7 protein-coding genes and 2 pseudogenes are annotated in these 13,440 nt (G+C 69.4%); 6 read left to right on the top strand and 3 right to left on the bottom strand.

The genetic code is table 11. From position 1 onward, the window contains the following. Window positions 1-226: 226 nt before the first annotated feature. Entirely contained in the window at window positions 227-1,714 is a 1,488-nt protein-coding gene (locus tag MMA15_RS09820; RefSeq protein WP_241058729.1) for an NAD(P)/FAD-dependent oxidoreductase, read from the top strand. Between the two features lie 250 nt (window positions 1,715-1,964). Next, entirely contained in the window at window positions 1,965-3,314 is a 1,350-nt protein-coding gene (locus MMA15_RS09815; protein ID WP_241058728.1) for an SAM-dependent methyltransferase, read from the top strand. Window positions 3,315-3,491: 177 nt separating this feature from the next. Here the strand turns inward: MMA15_RS09815 and MMA15_RS09810 are convergent, their stop codons facing one another. Then, complete coding sequence (locus MMA15_RS09810; RefSeq protein WP_241058727.1) at window positions 3,492-4,670, bottom strand: ROK family transcriptional regulator; 1,179 nt, start codon at window positions 4,668-4,670, stop codon at window positions 3,492-3,494. Between the two features lie 230 nt (window positions 4,671-4,900). Here MMA15_RS09810 and MMA15_RS09805 point away from each other — a divergent pair, with 230 nt between their 5' ends. From MMA15_RS09805 to MMA15_RS09790, 4 genes and pseudogenes are all read left to right on the top strand, one after another. Further along, a complete protein-coding gene (locus tag MMA15_RS09805; protein WP_372498332.1) occupies window positions 4,901-5,818 on the top strand; it encodes a carbohydrate ABC transporter permease in 918 nt (305 codons plus the stop codon). Window positions 5,819-5,953: 135 nt separating this feature from the next. Then, a complete protein-coding gene (locus MMA15_RS09800; protein ID WP_372498218.1) occupies window positions 5,954-6,793 on the top strand; it encodes a carbohydrate ABC transporter permease in 840 nt (279 codons plus the stop codon). A 101-nt stretch (window positions 6,794-6,894) separates the two neighbouring features. Beyond that, window positions 6,895-8,243: pseudogene (locus MMA15_RS09795) on the top strand (ABC transporter substrate-binding protein). Between the two features lie 41 nt (window positions 8,244-8,284). Continuing rightward, complete coding sequence (locus MMA15_RS09790) at window positions 8,285-9,481, top strand: Gfo/Idh/MocA family protein (RefSeq protein WP_241058726.1); 1,197 nt, start codon at window positions 8,285-8,287, stop codon at window positions 9,479-9,481. Between the two features lie 290 nt (window positions 9,482-9,771). On the opposite strand, the pseudogene MMA15_RS09785 reads toward MMA15_RS09790, so the two are convergent. Both MMA15_RS09785 and MMA15_RS09780 read right to left on the bottom strand, forming a co-directional pair. Next, a pseudogene (locus MMA15_RS09785) lies at window positions 9,772-12,328 on the bottom strand (ABC transporter permease). A gap of 132 nt (window positions 12,329-12,460) precedes the next feature. Next, window positions 12,461-13,252, bottom strand: coding sequence for an ABC transporter ATP-binding protein (locus MMA15_RS09780; protein ID WP_241058725.1), 792 nt, complete (start codon window positions 13,250-13,252; stop codon window positions 12,461-12,463). Window positions 13,253-13,440 lie beyond the last annotated feature (188 nt).

Below are 13,440 nucleotides of genomic sequence, written 5' to 3'. Positions count from 1 at the left end.
CGCAGGATTCCGGCCAGATGAAGCGCGGCGCCCGCGAAGCGCGGCGGTCTCGCGTTGAAGCGGATAAGCGCAGCTCACGGCCAGGATTCGGAGACTGGGGCCTCGGCCGGAGAATCGGCCCGGGAAACGGGACCGATGCGTGGCCGCGCAGTGTAGCAGGGGTCGCACCCATGCTTGTGAAGCCCCTCACGAGGTCACCCCCGGGGCCGGGTGGATACTCGATGGCATGAGCACCACGGAGCGTCCCCGAATCCTCGTAGTGGGTGGCGGGTACGTCGGCTTGTACACGGCGCGGCGCATTCTGAAGAAGATGCGCTACGGCGAGGCGACCGTCACCGTCGTCGACCCGCGTTCGTACATGACGTACCAGCCTTTCCTTCCCGAAGCCGCCGCCGGAAGCATCTCGCCGCGTCACGTCGTGGTCCCGCTGCGGCGGGTGCTGCCAAAGGCCGAGGTCCTCACCGGCCGCGTGACGACGATCGACCAGGACAGCAAGATCGCCACGATCGCGCCGCTGGTCGGCGAGGCGTACGACCTGCCCTTCGACTACCTGGTCGTCGCCATGGGCGCCGTCTCCCGCACCTTCCCGATCCCCGGCCTCGCCGAGAACGGCATCGGCATGAAGGGCGTGGAGGAGGCCATCGGCCTGCGCAACCACGTGCTCGAACAACTCGACAAGGCCGACTCGACCAACGACGAGGACGTGCGCCGCCGTGCGCTGACCTTCGTCTTCGTAGGGGGCGGCTTCGCGGGCGCGGAGACCGTCGGCGAGGTCGAGGACATGGCGCGCGACGCGGCCCGCTACTACCCGAACGTCCGCCGCGAGGACATGCGTTTCATCCTCGTCGACGTCGCGCCCGGCATCCTGCCGGAGGTCGGCCCGAAGCTCGGCGAGTGGGGTCTGGAGCACCTCAAGAGCCGCGGCATCGAGTGCTACCTCAAGACCTCGATGGAATCCTGCGTCGACGGGCACGTCGTGCTGAGCAACGGCCTGGAGGTCGACTCCAGCACCATCGTGTGGACCGCGGGCGTCAAGCCGAACCCGGCGCTGGCCCGTTTCGGCCTGCCGCTCGGCCCCAGGGGACACGTGGACGTGGACGCGACGATGCAGGTCAGCGGCACGGACCACATCTGGGCCGCGGGTGACAACGCGCAGGTGCCCGACGTGGCCGCCGGCAAGGACGGCGCCTACTGCCCGCCGAACGCCCAGCACGCGCTGCGTCAGGCGAAGGCCCTCGGCGACAACGTGATCTCGCGGCTGCGCGGCTTCCCGCAGGGCGAGTACAAGCACGCCAACAAGGGCGCCGTCGCCGGGCTCGGCCTGCACAAGGGCGTCGCGATGATCGTCTTCGGCCGCACCCGGATCAAGCTCAAGGGGCGCCTCGCCTGGTACATGCACCGCACGTACCACGGCCTCGCGGTGCCCACCTGGAACCGGAAGATCCGCGTCTTCGCCGACTGGACCCTCGCGATGTTCCTCAAGCGCGAGGTCGTCTCGCTCGGAGCGATGGAACACCCCCGCGAGGAGTTCTACGAGGCGGCGTCGCCGGTGACGGCCGCCGCCGCCGAGCAGGCCGCGGCCGATCGCAAGACCCGGGTCAAGGAGAGCCGCGACGCGAACAACCGCGACGCGAACAACCGGGACGTGAGCGGCCGGGACCACCAGGGCGACCGGGCCGGCCGTGAGCACCGGGAAGAGGCCCGGGCCTCCTGAGACCGCGGCCGTACCGGCCGCCGGAAGACCTCCGCGAAGGGGGCGTCCGCCATCCGTGGGGCGGGCGCCCCCTTCGTCGTTCGTTCCCGTACACCCCGCCCGCCGTCCCCTCCTTCGTCGGCGCCCGCCGTCCATGCTCGCGGTTGTGAGGTGACGTAGGGACAAATCGGTGTGTGCGGCGGCATAGTTCGCAAGACAATCGTGTTGCATGTACGGGGATTCCACCCCTTCCGTCATGGAGGTGTGTGCAATGACCGATGTCGCGTCCCGACTCAGCGCGCTCACCGAGAGGCTGCTCGGCGCGCCGCTCCCAGTCCGCATCCGTGCCTGGGACGGCAGCGAGGCCGGCCCGCCGGAAGCCCCCGTCCTCCGCGTACGCCACCGGCGTGCGCTGCGCCGCGTTCTGTGGCGGCCCGGCGAACTGGGCCTGGCCCGCGCATGGGTGGCCGGAGAGCTGGACACCGACGGCGACGGCGAACTGTACGGGCTGCTCGACCGGCTGGCCGGCCTGATGTGGGAGCGGAACGAGGAGGCGAAGGGTGCGGGGGAGCCGCCCCGGCGCGGCGTTCGCGCTGCCCTCGCCCGCGTCCGCGACCCCGCATCACGGGCCGCAGCACGTGAACTCGTCGCTCTGGGCGGTGCGCTGCCCCCGCCCCCGCCCCCCGTGGAGGAACGGACCAGGAGGTTCGGCGTTCGGCACAGCCGCGCCCGCGACCGTCAGGCCATCAGCCACCACTACGACGTGGGCAACGACTTCTACGAACTCGTACTCGGCCCGAGCATGGTGTATTCGTGCGCCTACTGGGAGCCCGAAGCACCCGGCAGCACGCCCACGCTGGAGGACGCGCAGCGCGCCAAGCTCGATCTGGTCTGCCGCAAGCTGGCGTTGCGCGAGGGGCAGCGGCTGCTGGACGTCGGATGCGGCTGGGGCTCGATGGTGCTGCACGCGGCTCGCACCTATGGAGTGCGCGCCGTCGGCATCACACTCTCCGGCGAACAGGCCACCTACGCCCGTAAGCGCGTGGCGGAGGAAGGACTGACGGACCGCGTGGAGATCCGCGTGCAGGACTATCGCGAGGTGCGCGACGGTCCCTTCGACGCGATCTCCTCGATCGGCATGGCCGAACACGTCGGCCGGGAGCGCTACCGCGACTACGCGGACGATCTCTACTCGCTGCTGCGGCCGGGCGGCAGGCTGCTCAACCACCAGATCGGGCGGCGTCCGCTGACGGACGAATCGGCTTACGAGGTCGATGAGTTCATCGACGCGTATGTCTTCCCCGACGGCGAACTCGCCCCCGTGGGGCAGACCGTCGCCGTGCTGGAGGAGGCCGGTTTCGAGGTGCGGGACGTCGAGTCGCTGCGTGAGCACTACGCGCTGACGCTGCGCGCGTGGGTCGCCAATCTGGAGGCGGCGTTCGAGAGGGCCGCGCGGCTCAGCTCATATGGACGTGCCCGGGTCTGGCGGCTCTATATGGCCGCGTCCGCGCTCGCCTTCGAACACAACCGGATCGGCGTCAACCAGATCCTCGCCGTCCGTGCCTCGCCCGACGGGTCGTCGGGCATGCCGCTGCGTACCAGGGAGTGGCTCGCGGCGTGACGTGGAGGAACGGAACGACGTGAATCGGCGGGCTGGGCGCCTGAGTTCGGCGCCCAGCCCGGGTCGTCGTGTCCGGGGCGTCGGGGCCCCGCTCGCCGCGCCGCGTCGATGAGCCGGGGCCCCGGACCCGGCCTGGCGTGCGACCCGGGGCTTCGGGACCCGTCCAGGACGCATGGTTCAGTCGCCGGGCGCTTCGCCCAGCACCAGCACCTGGATGGCGAGGACCGCGGCGCCGCGCGCCCAGTCGTGGAAGTCGGAGACCTTCGTCTCCAGGTCGACGGGGTCCGCGCGGGGGTTCCGGTGAGCGGCGAGGGTTTCGAAGACGGTCTCGCCCGCGACGTCCATCAGCCCGACGCCTTCGCCTGCGAGCAGGATCTTCTGCGGCAGCGCGAAGTTGGCGATGTGCGATATGAGGACGCCCAGGCCGCGTGCCGCCTCGCCGACGACGCGTGAGGCGGCCGGGTCTCCCCGTCCGGCCAGTTCGAGGATCTCCTCGTAGCCGACCTGGCTGCCCGTCGCCGCCCGCACCTGGTACTCGATGCTCTGGACCGTCAGCAGCGAGGTGGCGCTGCCGCGCTCCCCGTACGGGGTGAGGGGGCCGCTGGGGTCGAGGATCCAGCGCTCCGCCGTGCCGCTGTAGTGCTCGTCGGGGAGGCGGACCGGCTCTCCGCCTATGACCAGCCCGTATCCCACTCCGGCGCCGATCGTCAGCACGGCGAAACGGTCGAGGCCGCGTCCGGCGCCGAACCACGTCTCCGCCTCCACCAGGGCCGCGAAGTCGTTCTCCACGACGACCGGCAGCCCCGTACGCTCCTCCAGCAGCTCGGCGAACGGCACCTCCTCCCAGCCCAGATAGGGGGAGTCGACCGCCACTGCTCTCTCCCGGACCTGGCCGCCGAGGCCGACGCCGATGCCCGCGAGATGCGGGAAGTCCTCGGCGAAGGTACGCACGATCGAGTGAGCGGCGTCGGCGACGGCGTCGGGCTCGGCCGAGCCGAGCTTCCGGTCCTCGCGCCTGACCACCGAACTCTTCAGGGTCGTGACCACCCCGTAGACCGTGTCTGCCGTGATCTTCAGGCCGACGAAGTGCCAGGGGTCGGTGACGATGTCCAGGGGGCGGCCGGGGCGGCCCTGCCCCGCGGAGGGGACCGGTGTGAGTGCCTCCAGCAGCAGGCCGGAGTCGATCAGGGGCTTCGCCAGGCGCGTCAGACTGCCGCCCGACATGCCAAGTCGCCGGGCGATCTCACTGCGGGACGTAGGCCCGTTGGTGAGCACCTCGATGGCCACCGCGCGCTCTGCGGGCGTCAGCGGTCTCCAGCTCGGGGGCACATCGGCCGAACCGCTCGAACTGTTCAATCACGGCCTCCACGGCGGTACTCGGGCCGCTCCCGCCGGCCCGCCACGGGGGCGTGCGGGGAGCGCGTCTCTCAGCTTATGCGAGACGAGGTTAAGTTCCACTCGGAATTATAAACCTCCCGATTCATGCCGTGATCCTTGCTGTGCGATGCCTTGACACCCTCATTAACTTCCACGTAGAAGTAACTCCGTCGTGAGGAACGGACCGGAGGCGACGCGGACGAGGAGGTCTGACGGTGGCCGTGATCAAACCGACGACAGTGAGTCCGACCGCGAGCCGCGCTCCCGGCGACGCCCGTACCGCGCTGCTGTTCGTCGCCCCGGCGATGCTGGGGTATCTGGTCTTCCTGGTGTGGCCGACGCTGCGCGGCGTGTATCTCAGCTTCACCAGCTTCGACCTGCTCTCGCCGGAGAAGTGGGCGGGCCTGGACAACTACCGCCGCCTCGTCAACGACCCGGTCTTCTGGGACTCCTTGGGAGTGACGCTCCAGTACGTCGTGATCAACATCGGCGTGCAGACCGTCGTGGCGCTGCTGATAGCCGTGCTGATGCACCGGCTGACGCGCTCGACCGCGCTGCGGGGCATCGTCCTCGCCCCCTATCTGGTCTCGAACGTCGTCGCCGGGATCGTCTGGCTGTGGATACTCGACACCCAGCTCGGCGTGGGCAACGAGGTCGTCGAGTGGCTCGGCTTCGACCGGATCGCCTTCTTCGGCGACGCCTCATGGGCGATACCGACGATCGCCCTCGTGAACGTGTGGCGGCACGTCGGATACACGGCGCTGCTGATCTTCGCGGGGCTCCAGTCCATACCGCCGACGGTCTACGAGGCGGGCCGCGTCGACGGTGCCGGTGAGTGGCGGACCTTCCGGTCCATCACCTTGCCGCTGCTGCGGCCGGTGCTGTCGCTGGTCCTGATCATCACGGTCGTCGGCTCGTTCCAGGTGTTCGACACCGTCTCGGTCACGACCGACGGCAAGCCCGCCAACGCCACCAACGTGCTCCAGCTCTACGTCTACGACCTCGCGTTCGACCGGCTCCAGTTCGGCTACGCCTCGGCCATCTCCGTGGCGCTGATGCTCGTGCTGACGGCCGTCACCGTCGTCCAGTACCGGCTGATGCGCGCCGGCCGCTCCGACCTCGGCTGAGAAGGGAAGTGCACAGTGACGGCCACGATGACCCACCCCGGCACCGGGCGCGCGGCGGAGACCCGCGGAAGGCCGGCGAACGCAAGCGGCAGGCGCCGGAGGCTCTCTCCCGGGCGGCTCCTCGCCTGGGGGGCGATGGGTGTGATCACCCTGATCACGCTGTTCCCGTTCTACTGGATGCTGCGCACGGCCTTCTCCACGAACACCGCACTCGCACAGGCTCCCGCCTCGCCGCTGCCGGTGGACTTCAGCTTCGGCGGCTTCCTGCGGGTCTTCGGTCTCCAGAGCACCGAGGACGCGCTGGCCGAGGGAGGTTCGGGCGGCTCCCTCGACTTCTGGCGCTACCTGGCCAACTCGGTGCTGGTCGCGACGCTCGTCACCTTCTGCCAGGTGCTCTTCTCGGCCATGGCCGCCTATGCGTTCGCGCGGCTTCGATGGCGCGGCAGGGACGCCCTGTTCGGGTTCGTACTCGGCGGGCTGATGATCCCCACCGTCTTCACGCTGCTGCCCAACTTCGTACTGATCAAGGAAGCGGGCCTGGTGGACACGCTGCCCGGCGTCACGCTGCCGATGGTGTTCATGACGATGCCGTTCGCCGTCTTCTTCCTGCGCCAGTTCTTCCTCAACATCTCCCGCGAGGTGGAGGAGGCGGCGCTCATCGACGGCGCGGGGCGGGTCCGGGTCTTCTTCCGGCTGATACTGCCGATGTCCGCGGCGCCCGTCGCGACGCTGAGCATCCTCACGTACATCACGGCGTGGAACGAGTACTTCTGGCCGCTGATGGTCTCCTACAGCGGCAGTTCGCGGGTGCTCACCGTGGCGCTGAGCGTCTTCCGTGCGCAGACCCCGCAGACAGGCACCGACTGGGCGGGGCTGATGGCCGCCACCTTCGTCGCAGCGCTGCCCATGGTGGTGCTCTTCGCGCTGCTGGCGAGGCGCATCGTCAACTCCATCGGCTTCAGCGGCATCAAGTGAGGGAGAGCGCGATGAACACCGACGTGCACGAGCGCACATCCGCAGCCCTATCCGGCGCCCACCCCCGCTCCACGGCAGGCTCACCACGGCGGCGCCCGCTGATGCGGCGCTTCGCGTCCTCCTTCGCCGTCCTCGCTCTGGCCCTGCCCGCCGCGGGCTGCGCTGCGCAGAGCTCCGCCGGTTCGGACGACGGCACCGTCTCGTACTGGATGTGGGACGCCGCGCAGCAGCCGGCGTACGAGGCGTGTGCGAAGGCGTTCCACGAGAAGCACCCGGGGCTGCGGGTGAACATCACCCAGATCGGATGGGACTCGTACTGGACGAAGCTCACGGCGAGCTTCATCGCCGGCACCCAGCCGGACGTCTTCACCAACCACGTGGCCAGGTATCCGCAGTACGAACGGCTGGGCGTGCTCAGCCCGCTGGACGAGCTGGGCCCCACGCGCGGCATCAGAGCATCGGACTACGAGCCCGGCCTCGCCAGGCCCTGGACGGGACGTGACGGCCACCGTTACGGCGCCCCGAAGGACTGGGACACCGTGGGCCTCTTCTACGACAGGAAGGTCACCAGGGCGGCGGGCGTCAGCGACGCCGCGCTGCGCGACATGGCGTGGAATCCGCGCGACGGCGGCAGCTTCGAGAAGACCCTCGCGAGGCTCACCGTCGACGCCGACGGCGACCGCGGCGACGAGCCCGGGTTCGACAAGGACAAGGTGGTCCGCTACGGCCTGGCCACCAACGACGCCGGAGGGGACAACCACGGGCAGACGCAGTGGAGTTCGTTCGCGGCGTCGGCCGGATGGAAATACACCGACAAGAACCCGTGGGGGGAGCACTACAACTACGACCAGAAGCGCTTCCAGAAGACCGTCGAGTGGTATTTCGGGCTGGCGGAGAAGGGCTATATGGCTCCCATCGAGGACTACTCGGACACCAACCACCCCGAGACTCAGCTCGGTTCGGGCAAGGCGGCCTCGCCATGCACGGCTCCTGGATGCTCAAGACCTTCGCCGGTCTCAAGGGCGTCGACCTCGGTACGGCCCCCACGCCGAAGGGCCCCACCGGGAAGCGCGCCTCGATGATGGGCGGCCTCGCCGACTCGATCACGAAGGGAGCGAAGAACAAGCAGGGCGCGGCGGAATGGGTCGCCTTCCTCGCCTCCGACGAGTGCCAGAAGCTGGTGGGCGAGGACGCCACCGTCTTCCCGGCCACACCCGAGGGCACGAAGCGGGCCGTCGCCACCCACCGCAGGAACGGGATGGACGTCTCGCCCTTCACCCGCCACATCGAGGAGGGGACGACCTTCTCCTTCCCGGTGAGCGACCACGCGGCCGACATCAACGCGATCATGATCCCAGCCATGCAGGACATATACGCGGGCGAATCCTCGGCCGGCTCCCTGACCAGGACCAACGAACAGATCAACTACCTCTTCAAGCACAGCGGTTGACGCATCGACCAACGACGGCACGCACAGGAAAGGCTTCGCTGGTGCCCTTCTCCATCGGAATCGTCGGCGCAGGACAGTTCGCCGGATCGTTCGCCAAGCTCTTCCGGCTCCACCCGGGCGTAGGCGACATACATGTGACGGATCTACTCCCCGAGCGCGCCGAACGGCTCGTCGCCGCGGAGGGGCTGGCAGGCACGGTGTCCTCGTTCGAGGAGATGCTGGAGACCGACGTCGACGCGGTCGCCCTCTTCACCCAGCGCTGGACCCATGGCCCGCTGGCCGTCGAGGCGCTGCGTGCGGGCAAGCACGTCTACTCCGCGGTGCCCATGGCCGTCTCGCACGAGGAGTGCGCGGCCGTCATCGAGGCCGTCAAGGAGACAGGCCTCACGTACATGATGGGCGAGACCAGCCACTACAACCCGGCCACGGTCTACGCACGGGAGAAGATCGCCGACGGCGGCTTCGGACGGCTCTTCTACGCCGAGGGCGACTACGTACACGACATGGACCTGGGCTTCTACGACGCCTACCGCTACAGCGGCGGCGAGCGCTGGAAGGAGACGGCGAGCTATCCGCCGCTGCTCTACCCCACCCACAGCATCGGCGGAGTGCTCGGCGCCTGGCGGACATATGCGACGAGCGTCAGCGCGATCGGCGTGCCCGACGAGCGCGGCGACGGCGTATTCGACCGGGAGATAAGCCAGTTCGGCAACGATCTCTCCAACGCGACGGCGCTCTTCGAGGTCGCCGGGGGCGGATCGTTCCGTACGAACGAGTTCCGGAGGGTCGGCTATCCGTCGCACATCCGTGAGTCCCGCTTCCGGTTCTTCGGCACGGAAGGCAGCTTCGAGCAGTTGGCCACGGTCAGCTTCTGGCAGGACAAGAGCGGGGTGCGGGACGTCTCGGAGCACCTTCAGGCGGTGCCGACGCTCGCCGCGGACGATCCGTCGCTGGCGGAGGTGTCGCCGGCGCTGCGTGACGCGTTCGTCTCGGGTACGGCGCCGGTGCACGACCGGGCGCGTCTGCCACGCGAGTTCGCGCACGCGCCCAATGGCCATGAAGGCAGCCATCACTTCCTCGTCGACGACTTCGTCACGGCCGTGAACGACGGCAGTACGCCCACCGTCAACGCGTGGGTGGCCGCGCGTTACACGCTGCCGGGCATCGTCGCGCACGACTCGGCGCTGCGCGACGGGGAGCGGCTTCCCGTACCCGACTTCGGGGACGCACCGGGCTGAGCGGCGGCAGCGCACGCGCCGACAGCATCCGGCGCCGGGGCCCGGCACCTGGGCCCCGGCCCCGACCGGCCCGGGCCCGCGTCCGCAACACCCGGCGCGCCCCGGGTCGCTTGACACCCCGCGCCCCTCGGGTCGCCTGACACACCGCGGCCCGGCCCCTCCGTCGAGGGACCGGGCCGCGGTAGCTCGGCTCCGTACCGGCGGAGAGGTCGGCCGCGGGTACATGAGCCGATGGGCGATCAGGTCTGCGCGGGAGCCCGCCGTCTTCCGCAGGCGTCCCGCCCTCGGGACTACTCGGTCTTGATGGCGGTCAGCATGTTCAGCTTCGCCGCCCGCCGCGCGGGCCACAGCGCCGCCAACATGCCCACCAGCGCGGCCAGTCCAAGGAAGATCCCCATCCGCTCCCACGGCAGCACCAGCGTGTACGTCGAAAGTGAGAGCCCGACGATCCTGCCCGCGGCCCAGCCGAAGAAGACTCCCAGACCGATGCCCAGCACACCGCCGAAGAGCGAGATGACCAGCGACTCCAGCCGCACCATCCGCTTGATCCCCCGACGGTCGAGGCCGATGGCACGCAGCATCCCGATCTCCTGCGACCGTTCGAAGACCGACATGGCAAGCGTGTTGACCACACCCAGCACGGCGACGATGACGGCCATCGCGAGCAGCCCGTAGAGCATGTTGAGCATCAGCGTGAAGACCTTCGCGATGGACTCCGAGACGTCCTTCTCGTCCTGGACGAGTACCGCGGGGTTGTCGCCCATGGTCTTCTCAAGCGACGACTTGACCGAATCGCTCGCGCCGTCCTTCGTCTTGACCATGACCTGCATGCTCGAGACCTGCCTCATGTGCGGATCGAGCGTGCCGGTGTCGATCATGATGCCCTTGATCATCTCGTTGCCCTCGTAGACACCCGAGACGGTCATCCGGCTCTTCTTGCCGTCCTCGAAGACGACGGGGAAGGTCGAACCGGTCTTCCAGCCCTTGGACTTGGCGGTTTCCTTGTCCACGACGGCCTTGCCGCCCGACAGGCCGCCCCAGCCGCCGGAGGCGAACGGCAGATCGGTCAGTTCGTCGATCGACCCGCCGTCGACGCCCGTGAGGTACTCGGTCGAAGTGCCTATCTTCGCGGGGGAGTTGCGCAGCGGGCTGACCGCCTCGACCTGCTCGTCGCGGGCCAGTCTCCGCTCGACCTCGGGTGAGAGCGGGGACCGGTTGGCCATGCTGACGGTGTAGTCCGCCTTGAGAGCGTCCGTCGCCATCTTCTCGATGGCCTGCTGCACGCTGCCCGCGATGACGGTCATGCCGGTGATGAGGGTCAGGCCGATCATCAGCGCGGACGCGGTGGCAGCGGTACGGCGGGGATTGCGTACGGAGTTCTGACGCGCCAGCTTCCCCGCGACCCCGAAGATCCGCATGAACGGCGCGGCTGCGGCGATCAGCGGCCGCGACAGCAGCGGCGTCAGCACGAAGACGCCGATGAGCAAGGTGGCGGCGCCCGCCGAGAGCGGGATCTTCGCCGTGTCACGGTCGTCCATGCCCGCGCCGTAGAGCACGAGCGCCGTGCCCGCACCGGCCAGCAGCGCACCGAAGATGTTGCGGATGACCAGCGACCGCGTCGTCGCGGCGGCATGCACGCTGCTCATCGCCGCCACCGGCGGGATCTTCGCGGCCCTGCGGGCAGGCAGCCATGCGGCGAGAACGGTCACCACGATGCCCGTGGCGAGCGAGGCGCCGACGGCGGTGCCGTCGACGATGAGCGGACCGTCGGGCACCTTCGCACCGAAGCGGCCCATGAGCGAACGCAGCGCCGCACCGATTCCGACACCCGCGCCCAGGCCCGCCACCGCGGCCACCGCGCCCACGACGAGCGCCTCGACCAGCACCGAGCGCGTGACCTGCCGGCGCCCGGCGCCCACCGCGCGCAGCAGCGCCAGCTCCTTGGTGCGCTGGGCGACGAGCATGGTGAAGGTGTTGGCGATGATGAAGATGCCGACGAACAGCGAGATTCCGGCGAAGACGAGCATCGCGGTCTGCATGCCGCTCATGCTCTTCTTGATCGTCTCCGACTGGTCGGCCGCGAGCTTCTTGCCGGTCACGGCCTTCGACCCCGCCGGAAGGATCTCCTGCGCCTGGTCCTTCAGTTCGCTCTGCGAGGTGCCGGGCGCCGCCTTCAGCGTGATCTGGTCGTACTGCCCGATCTGGGCGAACAGCCGCTGCGCGGTAGGGGTGTTGAAGAGTACGAGGGTGCCGCCGCGCGGCGACGTTGCCGTCGTCGGTGTTGAAGACGCCGACGATGCGCTGCTTGAGCACGGGGCCGTCGACCGACATGCGGGCGGTGTCGCCGACCTCGAAGCCGACGCGCTTCGCGGTCGCCGCGTCGATCGCGACCTCGTGGGCCCGCTGCGGCGCGCGGCCGTCCTTCATCGGGTAACGGACGTCCTCGGCACGGCCGTCGCGGCCCGTGTCGTAGTTGCCGCCCATGGTCTGCCAGCCCTCGCCGACGAGTTTGCCCTTCTTGTCGGCGAGCGCGGTGAAGCCGCTGACGGACCCGCGGGCGCTCTGGGCGCCCGGCAGGTCGCGGGCCTTGTCGAGCGTCGCCTGCGACAGGCGCTTCACATCGCCCGGCCTGCCGCCGGGCGCCTGAGCGGCGGCACCCGAGGGCGGCTGGATGGCCAGGTCGACGTTGCTGTAGCCCTTCTCCGAACTCTTCTGGTACGCGGCGGAGATGGTCGAGGTGAAGACCAGGGTGCCGGAGACGAACGCCACGCCGAGCAGCACGGCGAGTACGGTCATCAGCAGCCGGGCCTTGTGCGCGAATACGTTGCGCAAGGCGGTACGGAGCATCGGTGAGTCCTGGGTTATGGGTCCCGGGAAGCCCTGTTCGAGGCTTGGGACCTGCGGTCCTGGGTTCGTTGCCGTGGCATCCCGGCGGGCGCGTCCGCCCATGGACGGGCGCCGACGGCCGGGCGGCGGGCCTTAGTTCGTACGCACCCTGGCGTCGAGGTTCTTCATCCGTTCCAGCACCGACTCGGCCGTCGGCCCGAACATGTCGTCGACGATGCGTCCGTCGGCGAGGAAGACGACGCGGTCCGCGTAGGAGGCGGCCACGGGGTCGTGGGTGACCATCACGATCGTCTGGCCCAACTCCCGTACGGAGTTGCGCAGAAAGCCCAGCACCTCCGCACCGGCGCGGGAGTCGAGGTTGCCGGTCGGCTCGTCACCGAAGATGATCTCGGGCCTGCTCGCCAGGGCACGGGCCACCGCCACGCGCTGCTGCTGACCGCCGGAGAGCTGACTCGGCCGGTGCTTGAGCCGCCCGGAGAGCCCCACCGTGTCGATGACGCGGTCGAGCCACGCCTTGTCGGCCTTGCGGCCGGCGATGTCGAGGGGGAGCGTGATGTTCTCCATGGCGTTGAGCGTCGGCAGCAGGTTGTACGCCTGGAAGATGAAGCCGATGCGGTCCCGGCGCAGCTTCGTCAGCTTCTTGTCCTTCAGCTTGGTCAGTTCGGTGTCGCCTATCAGGGCGCTGCCGCCGGAGACCGAGTCGAGACCGGCCATGCAGTGCATCAGCGTGGACTTGCCGGAGCCCGACGGGCCCATGATCGCGGTGAATTCGGCCTTGCGGAAGTCGACCGAGACCCGGTCCAGGGCGACCACCTTGGTCTCGCCCTGACCGTAGACCTTGGAGAGGTCCGTGGCGCGCGCTGCGGCGACGCCGACGGGCGCTGGTGCGGCGGCCGGTACGGGGGATGAGTAGGTGGTGGTCACGGGAGGGCGCTCCTGTCGGGCCGGTGTACGTGTCTTGGGACCACACCATGTTGTCCTCCCGTGCGCCCCCGCGGATCAGCCCCCGTACCGGTATCGGAGCCAGCCTTCCGAGGTACGGCCTCGTTGTGCGGTCATCCCTGGGTATGACGGGCTCCCTGAGGCCGGGGGCGGGCGGCTCACCGTCGGTC

The organism is Streptomyces marispadix (genome assembly GCF_022524345.1).
Lineage (GTDB): Bacteria > Actinomycetota > Actinomycetes > Streptomycetales > Streptomycetaceae > Streptomyces > Streptomyces marispadix.
The sequence above is the reverse complement of the archived record's forward strand: the minus strand, read 5'-3'. Positions and strand labels throughout refer to the sequence as shown.